Annotated in this window: 17 protein-coding genes and 8 tRNA genes; 8 read left to right on the top strand and 17 right to left on the bottom strand. The window is 30.6% G+C overall.

Annotated elements, in window-relative coordinates; genetic code table 11:
- Positions 1-65 precede the first annotated feature (65 nt).
- Positions 66-323 (top strand): membrane protein insertion efficiency factor YidD, encoded by a 258-nt coding sequence (gene yidD, locus Q4528_RS10455; protein ID WP_017637320.1) that lies wholly within the window; start codon positions 66-68, stop codon positions 321-323.
- Here yidD and menC read toward each other — a convergent pair.
- The gene (menC, locus tag Q4528_RS10450; RefSeq protein WP_052728885.1) at positions 304-1,320 is read right to left on the bottom strand and encodes an o-succinylbenzoate synthase; all 1,017 of its coding nucleotides are present in this window, start codon (positions 1,318-1,320) and stop codon (positions 304-306) included. The genes yidD and menC overlap by 20 nt on opposite strands.
- Entirely contained in the window at positions 1,310-2,719 is a 1,410-nt protein-coding gene (menE, locus tag Q4528_RS10445; protein ID WP_029055622.1) for an o-succinylbenzoate--CoA ligase, read from the bottom strand. The genes menC and menE overlap by 11 nt, the downstream gene beginning before the upstream one ends.
- A gap of 452 nt (positions 2,720-3,171) precedes the next feature.
- Here menE and Q4528_RS10440 point away from each other — a divergent pair, with 452 nt between their 5' ends.
- Both Q4528_RS10440 and Q4528_RS10435 read left to right on the top strand, forming a co-directional pair.
- Positions 3,172-3,411, top strand: coding sequence for a hypothetical protein (locus tag Q4528_RS10440; RefSeq protein ID WP_046466844.1), 240 nt, complete (start codon positions 3,172-3,174; stop codon positions 3,409-3,411).
- A complete protein-coding gene (locus tag Q4528_RS10435) occupies positions 3,401-3,613 on the top strand; it encodes a tyrosine-type recombinase/integrase (RefSeq protein WP_046466845.1) in 213 nt (70 codons plus the stop codon). The genes Q4528_RS10440 and Q4528_RS10435 overlap by 11 nt, the downstream gene beginning before the upstream one ends.
- Before the next feature lie 189 nt (positions 3,614-3,802).
- Here Q4528_RS10435 and Q4528_RS10430 read toward each other — a convergent pair.
- The 12 genes from Q4528_RS10430 to hemE form a co-directional block, all read right to left on the bottom strand.
- Positions 3,803-3,891 (bottom strand) — tRNA-Ser (locus tag Q4528_RS10430).
- 56 nt (positions 3,892-3,947) lie between these two features.
- Positions 3,948-4,019, bottom strand: a tRNA-Glu gene (locus Q4528_RS10425).
- A 1-nt stretch (position 4,020) separates the two neighbouring features.
- Positions 4,021-4,095: transfer RNA gene (locus Q4528_RS10420), tRNA-Asn, on the bottom strand.
- 7 nt (positions 4,096-4,102) lie between these two features.
- A tRNA-Gly gene (locus Q4528_RS10415) sits at positions 4,103-4,176 on the bottom strand.
- A 28-nt stretch (positions 4,177-4,204) separates the two neighbouring features.
- Positions 4,205-4,280 (bottom strand) — tRNA-His (locus tag Q4528_RS10410).
- Positions 4,281-4,293: 13 nt separating this feature from the next.
- Positions 4,294-4,366: transfer RNA gene (locus tag Q4528_RS10405), tRNA-Phe, on the bottom strand.
- A 13-nt stretch (positions 4,367-4,379) separates the two neighbouring features.
- Positions 4,380-4,455, bottom strand: a tRNA-Asp gene (locus tag Q4528_RS10400).
- Between the two features lie 15 nt (positions 4,456-4,470).
- Positions 4,471-4,544 (bottom strand) — tRNA-Met (locus Q4528_RS10395).
- 506 nt (positions 4,545-5,050) lie between these two features.
- Positions 5,051-5,605, bottom strand: coding sequence for an RBBP9/YdeN family alpha/beta hydrolase (locus Q4528_RS10390; protein WP_046466846.1), 555 nt, complete (start codon positions 5,603-5,605; stop codon positions 5,051-5,053).
- Positions 5,606-5,723: 118 nt separating this feature from the next.
- Complete coding sequence (gene hemY / locus Q4528_RS10385) at positions 5,724-7,130, bottom strand: protoporphyrinogen oxidase (RefSeq protein WP_096807872.1); 1,407 nt, start codon at positions 7,128-7,130, stop codon at positions 5,724-5,726.
- 21 nt (positions 7,131-7,151) lie between these two features.
- Entirely contained in the window at positions 7,152-8,075 is a 924-nt protein-coding gene (hemH, locus tag Q4528_RS10380) for a ferrochelatase (RefSeq protein WP_303521476.1), read from the bottom strand.
- Positions 8,076-8,136: 61 nt separating this feature from the next.
- Positions 8,137-9,174, bottom strand: coding sequence for a uroporphyrinogen decarboxylase (hemE, locus tag Q4528_RS10375; RefSeq protein WP_017638298.1), 1,038 nt, complete (start codon positions 9,172-9,174; stop codon positions 8,137-8,139).
- Between the two features lie 338 nt (positions 9,175-9,512).
- On the opposite strand from hemE, the gene traP reads away from it, so the two are divergent.
- A complete protein-coding gene (gene traP / locus Q4528_RS10365; protein ID WP_017638297.1) occupies positions 9,513-10,016 on the top strand; it encodes a signal transduction protein TRAP in 504 nt (167 codons plus the stop codon).
- Positions 10,017-10,071: 55 nt separating this feature from the next.
- Here the strand turns inward: traP and ecsB are convergent, their stop codons facing one another.
- Both ecsB and ecsA read right to left on the bottom strand, forming a co-directional pair.
- Entirely contained in the window at positions 10,072-11,295 is a 1,224-nt protein-coding gene (ecsB, locus tag Q4528_RS10360) for an ABC transporter permease EcsB (protein WP_096807776.1), read from the bottom strand.
- Positions 11,288-12,028: an ABC transporter ATP-binding protein EcsA gene (ecsA, locus tag Q4528_RS10355; RefSeq protein ID WP_017638295.1), complete on the bottom strand. Its 741-nt coding sequence runs from the start codon at positions 12,026-12,028 to the stop codon at positions 11,288-11,290. Before ecsA ends, ecsB begins: the two co-directional genes overlap by 8 nt.
- Before the next feature lie 131 nt (positions 12,029-12,159).
- Here ecsA and Q4528_RS10350 point away from each other — a divergent pair, with 131 nt between their 5' ends.
- From Q4528_RS10350 to prsA, 4 genes are all read left to right on the top strand, one after another.
- Positions 12,160-12,585: an HIT family protein gene (locus tag Q4528_RS10350; RefSeq protein WP_017638294.1), complete on the top strand. Its 426-nt coding sequence runs from the start codon at positions 12,160-12,162 to the stop codon at positions 12,583-12,585.
- A 77-nt stretch (positions 12,586-12,662) separates the two neighbouring features.
- Positions 12,663-13,034, top strand: coding sequence for a YtxH domain-containing protein (locus Q4528_RS10345; RefSeq protein ID WP_017638293.1), 372 nt, complete (start codon positions 12,663-12,665; stop codon positions 13,032-13,034).
- 195 nt (positions 13,035-13,229) lie between these two features.
- Positions 13,230-13,787, top strand: a complete 558-nt coding sequence (locus Q4528_RS10340; protein ID WP_303521471.1) for a DUF3267 domain-containing protein — start codon at positions 13,230-13,232, stop codon at positions 13,785-13,787.
- A gap of 182 nt (positions 13,788-13,969) precedes the next feature.
- The gene (gene prsA, locus Q4528_RS10335) at positions 13,970-14,962 is read left to right on the top strand and encodes a peptidylprolyl isomerase PrsA (RefSeq protein ID WP_303521469.1); all 993 of its coding nucleotides are present in this window, start codon (positions 13,970-13,972) and stop codon (positions 14,960-14,962) included.
- A gap of 159 nt (positions 14,963-15,121) precedes the next feature.
- Here prsA and Q4528_RS10330 read toward each other — a convergent pair whose 3' ends face one another.
- A complete protein-coding gene (locus tag Q4528_RS10330) occupies positions 15,122-15,217 on the bottom strand; it encodes a type I toxin-antitoxin system Fst family toxin (protein ID WP_107999723.1) in 96 nt (31 codons plus the stop codon).
- Positions 15,218-15,329: the final 112 nt, after the last annotated feature.

Here is a 15,329-nt window from a genome sequence, read left to right as displayed (position 1 = left end):
TACATCACATCCCTTTATAATATGTTAAAATACCTATATTCTAAAATTTGCTCGGAGGCATTATTATGAAAAAATTATTTCTTGCCTTAATACATTTTTATCAACGTTTTATCTCGCCATTAACGCCACCAACGTGTCGATTCTATCCAACATGTTCAGAATATACACGAGAAGCGATACAATATCATGGTGCATTCAAAGGATTATACTTAGGCATACGTCGAATATTAAAATGTCATCCTTTACACAAAGGTGGATACGATCCAGTGCCACTTGCAAAAAACAAATCGAAATCACATCATGCTAAACACAATCATCATTAATACATTCTAATTTTGTACGATTAACTACAGGGGGATTGAATTCTATCATTCCCTCTTTTAATATACCTTCATTTTCTACAAAATCATTTTCAAAATAATAACCCATTGGTGTCACATCTCCAGGATAATCCCCATGTTGAGCTAACATTGCAGTAAAATATCGGCTTAACCCATATTCATACATACCACCAATCACAACTTTCACCCCTTCTTTATGAAGGGTTTGTATTGCATCTAATACTCGATCAATACCACCAAGTCTAAATGGTTTCAATATAACTACCTCTATTGGATATTCAGATATAATATTTTTGATTTCTTGAGTGGAAGTGGCCTTTTCATCAAGAGCAATAGGTGGATAAGGTTTTCCATTAATGCGTTTGATATCATCTAATGATTGAAATGGTTCTTCAATATAAAGAATATCATGGTCTATATTTTCTATAATAGATTGATATTGTGTCAGATTAAGGGATTCATTGGCATCTATAGCCAAATCAAAACTAAAACTAAGTGATTGTAAATTATCGATGTCTGAAATTAATTGATTTGAATACTTTAATTTAATTCGCTTAGGTTGTGTTTGAGCCAAACGATTTAATTGTATTTCAGTCATACCGTTTACAGTTGCACCATACGGAACTTTAAATGATTCAAGTTTATAATATTTTTGATAGATAGCCATCATAATTGTACATCTTGCTGCTGGATAATCATTTAAAAGCTCGAGTGATGATTGCCATTCTTTAAAAGTTGACATTTCTTTATTCTTTATACGATCATACCATTGTTTAATGTTTTCTTTTACGGAATCAATAGTTTCATTATCATACCATTGTGTTTGAAATGCATTACATTCTCCAAAATATGCATCCCCGTGATTATCAATGAATTCAATGACTAATGTTTTTCTTGTTTCTAATTTTACTTTAGGCGTTACAATTGGTGATTTAAAAGACTGATTATATAAGTAAAAATTTAATTGATTAATAATCATTTTTTTCTTCCTTTTGTATCATTTTATTTCTTTGGAGTTTACCTGTAGAAGTATATGGCAATTCTTCAACTTGATAAAAAGACTTTGGTACTTTGTACTTTGCTAAATGATCCAACATATATTGTCTTAATTCGATTTCATTAATTTTTGTATCGGCAATATAATATAATATAGGTACTTGTCCCCACGTATCATCTGATTGACCAATACAAACAGCATCTTCAATGTTTGGATAATATTTAGCTATAGATTCAATTTGATAAGGATATATATTTTCGCCACCACTGATAATTAAATCCTTACGTCGATCATAAATCATAACAAAACCATCTTCATCTATTTCAGCTATATCCCCTGTTTTGAAAAAGCCATCTTCAAATGTATCTGTTAAATTAACAGGATATAAATAGCCATTCATTACGTTGTTTCCTTTAATTAATAATTCACCATGTCCATTTTGATTAGGTTGCTTAATTTTCACTTCTACATTATCACTAGGCACCCCTACAGTATCATAACGTTGTGCTAACATATCTGGCGTTGCTGTTAAAAATTGTGAACACGTTTCAGTCATACCAAATGAATTATAAATAGGTAGTTTGTAGTTTAAAGCTTGTTGAATTAAATTTGCTGATAGCTTTGCACCACCCAATAAGATTTTTTCTAATTGATATGGACTCTGTAATCCAGCATCCATTAACCATTTTAAAGTTTGTGGTACAAGAGAAACATGCGTAATATTTTCATTTTGAATAATTTGAAGCATTGTATCAGTATTATACTTTTCTAAAATACGTACTGTAAATCCTTCTATAACACTTCTTAAAATGACACTCAGACCTGATATATGATATATCGGTAATACAGATAACCAAATCGTCTGCTGATTATAACCTAAACTTTCCTTACAACCTATTGCACTTGCGAGATGATTTTCAAAAGTTTGAGGGACAGCTTTTTGAGGACCAGTAGTGCCAGATGTAAACATGATAGAAGCAATGTTTTCTAATTGAAATACATTAGAATTTATATTTTGAGGAGATAAATTTTGAATATCCTCAAGCGTATATATATCAAATTGATCCATTTCGAGTGTAGTTGTCGTTACTATTGTGCTCACTTGTATAGAATTCATTTGAGCAATAATTTCATTCTTTGTTAATCGTGTATTTATCATAGCAATTTCGATATTGGCGATCCAACATGCATGTATCAATACTAAAGATTCAATACGATTATTTATATGTAACCCTATTCTCGTTTGATTAAGGTTTTGTAGTTGCTGTGCTAAATGAAATGCATCATCATATAATTCCTTAAATGTCATTTGATGTGCGCCATCTGTAACAGCTATTTTATCTTTATTTTTTACTGATTGATCTTTTAACCAGAAGTTCACAAGTCATTCCTCCAATTATCATTACAAAGATAATTATAACGATTTTAACGCATTCTATCAGTGATTAAAGCTTGAATTTAGAAATTTGAATTTAATAATAAGATATATCACTCTTTGTTAACACATTTGAATTCATAACTGTCTAATTTCGCAGAGAAATGTTACGTTTATGAAAATAAATTTATAAAATAAGAATAAATAATCTATGATAATTAAAAATGATTTATATTAAAAGTAGCTTACATAGGAGGTGAATAGTAATGGAAAATATCACAGCTATCATCAAAAAAGCAGTAGAATTTTTCAAAGGTTTATTTGAAAATAAATAAACTACATTTATTCATCTAAGGACATAACAATGTAAGACCTATATAAATTAATCCTAGAATTTACCTTTGGGTATGATTCTAGGATTTTCTTTATAAAAAACTAAATTAAAGGAGTGTTTTTTAATGAAATTCAATAATTGGAATATTATAATTAATGGTTTAAATTCTAGACATGAAATCATAAGTAATAATGAAACTTTTGTTATTTTGGAGAGAAACCAACACGCTGAATTAGTTTTAAAATCAGATAGTGACATCATTAAAGTAAAATCTATTGGCTATAGCAATGAACTATCGATTGATACTAATACGAAAGAAATCATACTAAATATAACTGATTTACTAGATGATGATGAAGAGTAATATTAAATTAGATTTAAATTTTTTCAAACTTACAGATACAATTGCATCTATGTTATTAACAAAAGGATTTAGTGTTCAATATGTAAGTAAAAGATTAGGTCATTCAAATATAGAAATTACTTGGAGAGTATATAGTCATTTATTAGATGAATTAAAAGAAAAAGAAGAAAAAAGTTTAGATGCGAAACTAGCATCGTTCTAGGAGTTTAACGGTCAAACTGACAAACAAACCGACAATATTCAATAATTTTTGAAATGTTGTCGACCTAGTTGACGGTTTTATTTCAAAACAGATTGTTACAAATTTTCACCAAAATAAAAAAGAACGTTGATTTAACAACGTTCCCCCTACTTTTAGCTTATCAGATTTTCACTGATTTTTACGTATGTACGGAGAGTGAGGGATTCGAACCCTCGAGACGCTTGTGGCGCCTACACACTTTCCAGGCGTGCTCCTTCGGCCAACTCGGACAACTCTCCATAATATATAATATGATAAATAAAAAAACAGAAGCGATATTTCACTTCTGTTTGTATGACTCCTACGGGACTCGAACCCGTGTTACCGCCGTGAAAGGGCGGTGTCTTAACCGCTTGACCAAGGAGCCATGGCTCCACAGGTAGGACTCGAACCTACGACCGATCGGTTAACAGCCGATAGCTCTACCACTGAGCTACTGTGGAATAATAATGGAGCGGGTGATGGGAATCGAACCCACAACATCAGCTTGGAAGGCTGAGGTTTTGCCATTAAACTACACCCGCATATAAAATGTGAAATGTAATACGATTATGGGGCGGTTGAAGGGAATCGAACCCTCGAATGTCGGAACCACAATCCGATGCGTTAACCACTTCGCCACAACCGCCAAAAATGACGAATGGTTCAGGACAGAGTCGAACTGCCGACACATGGAGCTTCAATCCATTGCTCTACCAACTGAGCTACTGAACCACAATAATAATTATGGCGGTCTCGACGGGAATCGAACCCGCGATCTCCTGCGTGACAGGCAGGCGTGTTAACCGCTACACTACGAGACCTATTAAAACTATGTATTGCGGGAGGCGGATTTGAACCACCGACCTTCGGGTTATGAGCCCGACGAGCTACCGAACTGCTCCATCCCGCGATAATATTATTTTTGACTACTTGATTATTGTACTATTATTAACTTAACAAAGTCAATACATTTTTTAATTTAAATTTACAATCTCTTAAATTTCAAAATGTTTGATACATCAAATTAGCTTTAAATCGCTCTCGCTTAACACTTTATTAGTATATTAATTTTAAAACTAATAGTCAATAATTATTTACAATTAAAATGTGTAATAATTAACTAGTTAAATCATTTTATAACAAAAGTGTGCAAATGGTCACAAAATCACTTGCCAACATCATCAAATTAAACTTTTTACACATGTTATAAATCTTAAAAAGAAACATTTCTTAATAAAGCTTATTGATTTTGCGACGTATCTACTGGAACATTCCTTCAAATTAATCCTACTAATATTGATTTAATATTCAAGTTTAGTGCTCTTTTAGCATTAAATTAACACTTATAACAAAACTCTTGAAGTTCATATCTGATTAAACTTTAAACATAACTCCCCCTCCCCTACTCATATCAAATTATTGTGTCATTAGTCCTTGCATACGATCTTGTAAAGCGGTAAATGTTGTAAAACCATCTTCTTCCATGAAATGACCGCCTTCTTCAACAACACGAATATGACCTTCTAGTGTATCCATAAGTCTTTTTGTTTCTTTATACGAAACATGCTTGTCACTCTTTGAACAAAGTCCATAAAAGTAGTCTACTTTATTTTTGACAGTATCATAATCTATGGTTACATCTTGTAAATCTATATTTTCATCAATATCTTGAGCATCGTCTCTAAATCCTGCAATACTGAATAAACCTTCAATATTTTGATTCAAACTTTCAATAAATTTCAAACTTGCGATTGTTCCAAATCCATGTGTCACAAAATATGTATCTTTTTTCCTAACATTTATTTGATGTTGCATTTGTGTTACCCACATGTCTAGATTAGCAGGTGTATCTGCTTCTAAATTAAATAATGTAACCTCATAACCTTCTAATGTTAAATTATGTCCTAACCATTCATACCAATGGTTATGTGCATTGCCTACACTTGAATGAACTATTATTACGTCTGTCATTATTATCAAACCTCACATTATATAATTTAAAAAATAATCATGACTCATTTTACTTTATTTTATAATAAAAGCACTTTAAAAAGATATATTTATCCCTTCAAAGTGCTTAATTGATTTGTTAATTGATCAACTTTAATTCTTCTAGCATTTCATCAACTGCATTATGTCCTTGTTGAATACAATCTGGTAGTCCAACTGCTTCAAATGGTGCACCAGTAATTTTTAAACGTGGATAAGTTCGTTTAATATGCTGTTGTATTTCTCTAATTTGCTTAATATGACCTACATGGTATTGAGGCATACTCTTAGGCAAACGATTAACAATGGTAAATTCTGGGTCACCTTTGAACGTCATCATCTGTTGTAAATCTTGACGTACAATAGATACAATTTCTTCATCTGTATGGTCATCAACAACTGTATCTCCTGGTTTACCAACATAAGCTCTGATTAACACTTTTCCTTCTGGAGTTGTAAATGGCCATTTTTTTGAAGTCCATGTACATGCTGTTATGCTTGTATTACTTGTTCTAGCAATAACGAAACCTGTTCCATCATAAGTATTTTCAATATCCTTTTCATCAAATGCAAGTACCACTGTTGCTACTGTCGTTGAATCCATTGTATTGAAATAATCAAATGCTGGATCATGGTTAAACCAGTCCATAAAGACTTGCTGTGGTGTTGTTACTAATACACCATCATAAAATTCTTTTTTGCCATCGACAATTACTTGATAGTCAGTTTGAGATATAATAATATCTTCAACCTCTGTATTATATTCAATATTGACACCTTGTTTTGTTACAGCTTCAACTAAAGCCTCTATGAACGAACTAAGTCCGTGTCTAAATTGCTTAAATTGACCTTTAGGAGCGCCTGGATATAGTTGGCGTTGTTTAATACGTTGTTCCTTCTCATCTTTCATGCCTTTGATTAAACTACCAAAAGCTTCTTCTTTTTCTTTAAAATTAGGGAAAGTACTCATCAAACTTAAATCATCAATATTGGTACCATAAATGCCACCCATTAGTGGCTCAATTAAATTTTCAAGTACTTCATCACCTAAACGCTGTCTAAAAAAGTCACCTACTGAAATGTCATCTTCAATCTCTATAGGCTTTTTAAATAGATCCAGACCTGCTCGTAACTTACCTAATAGAGAAATCAATTTTGTTTTTATAAAAGGTTTTATATCCGTAGGTATTCCCATAATAGAACCACCTGGGATAGGATATAATTTATTTTTAGCATAAATGTATGATTGACCTGTAGTATTCGTAATCAAATCATCGCCTAATCCAATCTCCTTAGCTATATCAGTCATAATAGTTTTTCTACCTAAGTATGATTCGGGTCCTAATTCAATAGTATAACCATCTTTACGATACGTTTGAATTTTACCACCTGGACGATTACTTGCCTCATAGATAGTAACATTTAAGTTAGGATTTTGTTTTTTCATATAGTAAGCACTTGTTAAACCGGTTATACCTGCTCCGATGATTGCTACATTCTTACTCAAAATCATTCACGCTTCCTTCTATTAAAATACTGTTTTAATTTCGTCTACAATCGCACCAATAAATAATGGATGCGTATTAGGCATCTCTGGACGATAGTAGTTTGCACCTATGTCATCGCACACTACTTTACATTCATGGTCATTGTCATATAACACTTCAAGGTGTTCGCATACAAATCCTACTGGCGTATAAATAAAATGTTTATATCCATGTTCATTAAATAAATCTCTTGTTAAATCTTGAACATCAGGTCCTAACCAAGGTGTACCTGTATTACCTTCTGATTGCCAACCTTCTGCTACGTGGATAATATTTGATTGCTCTTTTAATTGTACTGTAGTATCATGTAACTCATTTGGATAAGGGTCATTATTTTTCTCAATTAAACCTTTTGGTAAGCTATGAGCTGATACTACTAATACAGTGTCATCATGTTCTTCTGTAGGAATTTGTTCTAATGTGTGATTGATTTGATTAGTCCAAAACTCTAAGAATTTAGGTTGATGGTAATAATGTTTTACATGATGTAATTGAATACCATATTTTTCAGCTTCTTCTTCTGCACGTTCATCATAAGATCCTACTGAAAAACTTGAATAATGTGGTGCTAATACAACAGTGACCGCTTCAGTAATTCCATCTTTATGCATAGATTCAACCGCTTCTTCTATATACGGTGAAATATGTTTTAGCCCTAAATATAATTTAAACTCTACATCTTCATAAGATTCATTTAATGCATCTCTTAATGCTTCTGCTTGTTTGTCTGTTGTTCCAGCTAATGGAGATAGTCCCCCAATAAATTCATAACGGTCTTTTAAATCTTGGAGCTCTTCATCTGTTGGTTTTTTACCATGTCTAATGTCAGTATAATATGGCTCAATGTCACTTTCTTTATAAGGTGTACCATATGCCATTACTAATAAACCTATTGTTTTACTCATTTATAAAACCACCCTTTAGTCTATTGCTATTACTTAATCTATTAAAATTCATAATGCTAAATTATTGATGTGTATAGTCGTGAACGAATTGGCTTACTTTACGTAAAGTTTCTGGTTGAACTTCTGGGAACACACCATGTCCAAGGTTGAAAATATGTTGTCCTCTTTCCATGCCTTGATCTAAGATATCTTTTAATCTTTCTTCTATTACATCCCATGGTGCTAATAATAATGAAGGATCTAAATTACCTTGTAGCGTCTTAGTTACACCAAGCTGTTGTGCTTGTTGTATTGATGTTCTCCAATCAAGTCCCAATACATCTATAGGTAAATCATTCCATTCATTGATTAAATGACTAGCACCCACTCCGAACAAAATAACTGGAACATCATGTTTTAATTTAATGCCTTTAACTAACTTGTCCATACCTGGTTTAATATATTTTCTATAGTCTTGAACATTTAATGCGCCGACCCATGAATCAAAAATTTGAATTAATTCAGCACCAGCTTCTACTTGTGCATTAGCATAATCTATCGAAACCGCTACTAAATGATCCATTAAAGCAAACCAAGTCGCTTCATCACTGTACATCATAGCTTTTGTTTGATTATAGTTTTTAGAAGGGCCACCTTCTATCATATATGAGGCTAGTGTAAATGGTGCGCCAGTAAATCCAATTAAAGGTACATTTAATTTTTCTTCAGTTAACAGTTTGATTGTATCTAAAACATATGGCACATCTCTTTTCGGATCTATCTGTGATAACTTTTCCACGTCTTGGACTGTTTTGATTGGATTTTGAATAACTGGACCTATTCCAGATTTAATTTCTACATCTACACCAATAGGTTTTAAAGGTGTCATAATGTCTTTATATAAAATTGCTGCATCCGTATTGTAATTATCAACTGGTAAATGTGTCACATAAGCACATAGTTCAGGTTGATGAGTAATTTCAAACAGTGAATATTTCTCTTTTAATTTACGATATTCAGGTTGAGATCGCCCTGCCTGACGCATAAACCAGACTGGTGTATGAGAGGTCTTTTCACCTTTAATCATTTTTAAAATAGTATCATTCTTACTATGTACCATATAGTCCTCCTAAATTAAAATCATTCTTATCTATAATAGCATATACTTAGTTATTTCGTATTTTAATGTGCTTAAATGTCATAAAAAAGACATAGTAAAATGTTTTATAAATTATTTGTATCTACATAGCTTATCTCATAATTTTTCGTTTTGTTAAAGTGTATTAGTATTATAATTAAACATTTAATAGTAATGATATAAATTAATAGCAATTAATTTTAGTTTAATTTGTAAAAAATCAATCCATTTTTATACATTTATTTCAAAATTAAGACTTTGAAGGTAGAAAATAGAAATTTATAATCGTATAATTAATTAAAACAAGGGAGGTAAGGATCATGAATTTATATACATCGTATGGTACTTATGGTTTTTTAAATCAAATTCAAATTAATAATCCAGATCATAATCTATTTCAATATTCTGCTTCAGATACATCTGTTATTTTAGAAGAAACTGAAGGCAAATCTGTACTGAAGCATCCAAGTGCTTATGAAGTTTTATATAGCGTGGGTGAATTTAATGAAGAACATTTCTATTCTGCGCTCTTCATACCTTCATCTGAAGATCATAAAAATCAATTAGAAAAACAACTTCTTCATTTTGGTGCTCCATTTGATAACTTTGGTGGTTTCAAAAGTTATCGATTATTGAGACCATTAGAAGGTAATACTTATAAATTATATTTTGGTTTTGCAAATAGAAGTGCTTATGAAGATTTCAAATCATCAGATTTATTCCAGGAGCACTTTTCTAAAACTGCTTTAAATCAATTCTTTGGATATAGTGGTCAACATTCAAGTTATTTCGAACGTTACTTATATCCTGTAGATCATCAATAATAAAAAAGGTTGTCCTATAGCGAAGTAATTCAATTTCGCAAATAGGACAACTTTTTTAATCTCGTAATAACGTTTCTTGATATTTTAGTTTTTTAATTGTACTTCTAATAGTCAAATAGCCTACTAAGAAAAATACAATTGAGAAAAAGAATAATGTAGGATTCATAATTGAAAATGCTATTGTGAATACCACACCCATCACGATCATAAGTCTATAAAGAAATTTTTCGTATCCTTTAATTACAATAGTATCTGGTGCTGGCCAAACTTGAGGCCAGAGACCATAAGCTTGTTGTGTATAAAACTGTGACATTTGCAATAGCGTGATATACATAAATAAACTTCCTATTAAAATACCTACAATAGGATGAGAAAGCCATATGATTAATACAACTGCGATTAACATTAATCTTATTATAATGCTAAAAGCATCTCTCCCTCTTACAAAACTTCTCATAAATAAATATAAGTACATTTGATTGGCATTAAATTTTTTGCCTTTTGGTACTGGTAAAATAAAATCTAAATAACTACGACGTACTGCAGTCTCTCTTAAATGTTTAACATCTGTAAACATATTCACGAATTTATAATAATTAGTATGATGTCTTTGCTCAATCGCAATCATTCTTTCCCACGGGTATAATTGTTTAACTACCTTACCTTTTAGTACAACAATTAACACTGCCATTGCAATCGTAATTAATATCCCTAGATAAGAATGTAAGCCTAATATTATATAAAAATTAAGGCTTAAAATAATGAAAAAACTCACATTAACTATCCAAGTAGATACACCTAATTGATATAAACACCATCTTAAATGCAATACTAGATATGGTGTTATTAAGGCAACTAATGCAAATGCAATATAATATTGAATATTACTTTCACTTAATTGATAAAATAATGGGAACGGAACAATTAGAATAAGTAATAACATCATTATTCTAGTGAAATAACTATAATTAATACTTAATATCATGTATCGTTTCATATATTTTTCAAAAGGTAATAGAAAAATTTGGTCTGCTTCTTTTAATAATGTTCTTAATGGAAATAATGATAACAAGGCGATAATAATACTTGTAATCAAAGCATAATCAATATGTTGAGGTATATGCTTCAACCATTCACCATACCCCATTATAAAAGCACCAAATAATATTAATAAAAATACTGTAAAGTGACCATTGAAAATGAATTTATTATAATAATTCTTTTCCTTCCGAATCGCTTTCTGACGTTTCCTGAACAATGTAGTTGCCTCATTAATCATTGGCATTTCCACCTTGAGTGACGTGAATATAAATATCATCTAGTGTGTGTTCTTTCAATCCTGTTTGTTCTCTTAACTCTTCTAAATTACCAAATGCCACAACTTCACCTTTATCTAAGATAATAAATCGATCACAATAACGCTCTGCAGTGGCTAAAATATGTGTACTCATAAGAACTGTACGTCCTTCATTTTTCTTTTCTACCATTAAATCGAGCATTGATTGTATACCTAATGGATCCAATCCTAGAAATGGTTCATCGATAATGTATAATTCAGGATTCACAATAAATGCACATATAATCATGACTTTTTGTTTCATACCCTTTGAAAAATGACTTGGAAAAACTTTTAATTCATCTTCAAGTCTAAATACTTTTAATAAAGGCTTTGCCCTTTCCATTGCTACTTCATGTGTAAGACCATAAGCCATCGCAGTCATTTCTATATGTTCTTGTAAAGTCAATTCTTCATATATTACTGGTGATTCAGGAATATATGAAAGTTTTCTACGATATTCTTCTATATCGTCATTTATATTTGTTTCTGAAATTGATAGTGACCCTGATGAAGGCGTTAATAATCCTAACATATGTTTAATTGTAGTACTCTTCCCAGCACCATTTAAACCTATCAATCCAACTATCTCACCTTTATTTAATTCAAAATTGATATCTTTAATAACTGGTCGTTTTCCATAACCACCTGTTAGATGTTCTACTTTTACTGTCATAAGGCACCTCCACGAAAACTATTGTACCAAAAATTATGTTTTACTCCTAAAATTAGCTATGAAGAATGACGTTTTTTCCTAAGTAATGCTATAATGTATTTTAAGATGAAACGAAGAGGAGTGTTATCAAAATGTCTGAAACAATTTTCAGTAAAATTATTACTGGTGAAATACCAAGCTTTAAAATATATGAAAATGACTATGTCTATGCATTTTTAGATATTTCTCAAGTTACAAAAGGACACACATTATTAATTCCTAAAAAAGCTTCTGCAAATATTTTTGAAACAGATGAAGAAACAATGAAACATATCGGCGTTGCGCTACCTAAAGTAGCGAATGCAATTAAAAAAGCATTTAATCCTGATGGTCTTAATATTATTCAAAATAATGGTGAGTTTGCTGATCAATCTGTATTCCACTTACATTTTCATTTAATTCCAAGATATGAAAATGATATTGATGGTTTCGGTTATAAATGGGAAACACACGAAGATGAATTAAATGATGATGCTAAAAAAGAAATTGCTGCTCAAATTCAAGCCCATTTCGAATAATCATGCATAATCTGTATTAAAATGGGTATAAGATGAATAATACTATTATCCGAGATATAAAAGTGAGGAGAATTATAATGAAAGTAACACGCGTATTATTTGGTATTGGCGTAGGTGTTGCCGCAGGTTTCGCAGTATCTTTAAGAAATCGTGATGACCAAAGCGTTAAGAACAATACTATTGATGGTAGCCAACCTACTGGCGCTCAATCTGAGTTACAACGTGAACTTGAAACTATGAAACAATCATTTAACGATATTTTAAATTATAGTTCACAAATTAAAAATGAAGGTACTGAATTTGGTAGTTCAATTGGTGACGAAATCAAAACTTTAATTGGTAACTTCAAATCTGATATCAACCCTAATATCGAAAAATTACAATCTCATATTGAAAATTTACAAAATCGTGGCGAAGAAATTAGTAATACATTTTCTAAAGAGAAATAATTTTTTGTACTATAATGTTTCCCCCTATTCAAGAATAATTATTTGGATAGGGGTTTTTATTTTATTAATAACTTTTGAACATAAGTATTAAATTAAGAATGTTCATTTAATCTAATCTGCAAATAGATATTGACTTCATACAAATTTCAATAGATAATACGAATCATATATTGATTAAGAAGTGAGGCATGACTCATGTTTTTATGTACAAGACAAATTGATATTCATGAACGTTTTGGCATACCTAGAATTGCCTTCATGAGTATTGTTGGTACTATTATAATGTTTTTAGTTAGTTATGAAATCATGTATTTCTTTAGTGATACACCATTATCTGACAAACATTTTCTTATTGTTTTAGCAATTACATTCTTTATGTATCCACTACATAAAAGTGTACATCTGTTATTTTTTATTCCTTATTATAAATCTTTTAGAGTACATAAATTAACGCGAAGAAAATGGATTCCATATTTTAATACTTACGTTAATACACCTATTCATAAAATTTATTTTTGTATTAATTTGATTTTACCTTTCATTTTAATATCAATGTTGTTCATCGCTTTGTGTGTGAAGTTCCCGCAATATGGACATTATTTTATGTTTTTATTGACACTTAACTTTGGTTTTTCTATTTTAGATTTAATGTATTTAAAGATACTTATTTTCTCTAATTATGGAAATTATATTGAGGAACACCGATCTGGTATCCACATATTAAAAAAAGAGAAATTTGTTACAACAGTATAATGATCTTTATATTAAAATTGGACCCTCTCATATGGTCCAATTTTTATTTTATATAACAAAATTATTCATATTTTTTTTAATAAAACTAGTACTATAGTCCTAAAGAGAGGGTTATGAATTGGTACGCCTCATTTTATATGTTATATTTTACTTGATTATATACATAAAGGAGTTAACAACTTATGAAAGCATTTAATAAAATTATGATACCTGTAACTGCAAGTGCCCTTTTATTAGGCGCATGTGGATCTGATGCAACTGATTCTAAAGAAAATACTCTTATTTCATCAAAAGCTGGCGATGTTAAAGTAGAAGATGTGATGAAGAAAATTGGTAAAGACCAAATCGCTAGTAAATCCTTTAGTATTGTATTAGATAAAATTCTTGCAGATAAATATAAAGACAAAGTGGATACTAAAGATATCGAAAAAGATATTAAAAAAGAAGAAAAACAATATGGCGGTAAAGATCAATTTGAAAGTGTCTTAAAACAACAAGGAATGTCTATGGATGATTATAAAGAACAAAAACGTTTATCAGCTTATCAAAAAGAACTATTGAACGATAAAGTTAAAGTGTCAGATAAAGAAATCAAAGACAATACTAAAATAGCCTCTCATATCTTGATTAAAGTAAAATCTAAAGATAGTGACAAAGAAGGTTTATCAGATAAAAAAGCAAAACAAAAAGCTGAAGAAATTCAAAAAGAAGTATCTAAAGATCCAAGTAAATTTGGAGAAATCGCTAAAAAAGAATCTATGGATAAATCAAGTGCCAAAAAAGATGGTTCTCTTGGTTATGTAACTAAGGGCCAAATGATGGATAGCTTCGATAAAGCACTATTCAAACTTAAAGAAGGCGAAGTATCTAAAGTAGTTAAAACAGACTACGGTTATCATATTATTAAAGCAGATAAAGAAACAGACTTTAACTCTGAAAAATCTAACCTTAAATCTAAAATTTTAGAACAAAAAATTCAAAAAAATCCTAAATTATTAACTGATGCTTATAAAGATATATTAGACGAATATAATGTAGACTATAAAGATAGAGATATTAAAAAAGCAGTTGATGATACTATTTTAGATCCAGACAAAATAAAACAACAGCAACAACAGTCTTCTCAAGGTGGCGCTAGTTCACAACAAGGTGCAACTGGAATGACTGGTTCTTAAGATATATCTTCACTAAAATCTTTTTTAAATGTAACATTTTGCAATAGTACAAACGCATGTTATAATGTAATCAACAAAGATTTCAGTATGGAAACACCAATCCCCTCACTATTTGCGGTAGTGAGGGGATTTTTTAGTGTGACTACAATTGTCGCCTATTTACTTATCGTTACGATGCCGTAGCCAATGTGCAAACAACGTAACAATACAACCACTGATAACAGTAGTCATAATATGAACAAAGATTTCAGACATGGAATGAACACCCCCTCTCATCGTCGAAGTGACGCCTGAGAGATAGGCGACATGATTATTATATCATCATAAAATACATTTTAAATATAAAGATTGTCTGTTTAGTTTAAAT

Source organism: Staphylococcus pasteuri (assembly GCF_030547725.1).
Classification (GTDB): domain Bacteria; phylum Bacillota; class Bacilli; order Staphylococcales; family Staphylococcaceae; genus Staphylococcus; species Staphylococcus pasteuri.
This window is presented reverse-complemented; position numbering and strand designations above follow the sequence as displayed.

Coding starts and splice junctions, on each gene's coding strand:
- ecsA (WP_017638295.1), bottom strand. CDS start 12,028: ATGACAGTAAAAGTAGAACATCTAACAGGTGGTTATGGAAAACGACCA.
- Q4528_RS10435 (WP_046466845.1), top strand. CDS start 3,401: ATGAAGAGTAATATTAAATTAGATTTAAATTTTTTCAAACTTACAGAT.
- Q4528_RS10390 (WP_046466846.1), bottom strand. CDS start 5,605: ATGACAGACGTAATAATAGTTCATTCAAGTGTAGGCAATGCACATAAC.
- Q4528_RS10350 (WP_017638294.1), top strand. CDS start 12,160: ATGTCTGAAACAATTTTCAGTAAAATTATTACTGGTGAAATACCAAGC.
- traP (WP_017638297.1), top strand. CDS start 9,513: ATGAATTTATATACATCGTATGGTACTTATGGTTTTTTAAATCAAATT.
- Q4528_RS10440 (WP_046466844.1), top strand. CDS start 3,172: ATGAAATTCAATAATTGGAATATTATAATTAATGGTTTAAATTCTAGA.
- hemE (WP_017638298.1), bottom strand. CDS start 9,174: ATGGTACATAGTAAGAATGATACTATTTTAAAAATGATTAAAGGTGAA.
- yidD (WP_017637320.1), top strand. CDS start 66: ATGAAAAAATTATTTCTTGCCTTAATACATTTTTATCAACGTTTTATC.
- menC (WP_052728885.1), bottom strand. CDS start 1,320: ATGATTATTAATCAATTAAATTTTTACTTATATAATCAGTCTTTTAAA.
- Q4528_RS10340 (WP_303521471.1), top strand. CDS start 13,230: ATGTTTTTATGTACAAGACAAATTGATATTCATGAACGTTTTGGCATA.
- Q4528_RS10330 (WP_107999723.1), bottom strand. CDS start 15,217: ATGTCTGAAATCTTTGTTCATATTATGACTACTGTTATCAGTGGTTGT.
- ecsB (WP_096807776.1), bottom strand. CDS start 11,295: ATGATTAATGAGGCAACTACATTGTTCAGGAAACGTCAGAAAGCGATT.
- Q4528_RS10345 (WP_017638293.1), top strand. CDS start 12,663: ATGAAAGTAACACGCGTATTATTTGGTATTGGCGTAGGTGTTGCCGCA.
- prsA (WP_303521469.1), top strand. CDS start 13,970: ATGAAAGCATTTAATAAAATTATGATACCTGTAACTGCAAGTGCCCTT.
- hemH (WP_303521476.1), bottom strand. CDS start 8,075: ATGAGTAAAACAATAGGTTTATTAGTAATGGCATATGGTACACCTTAT.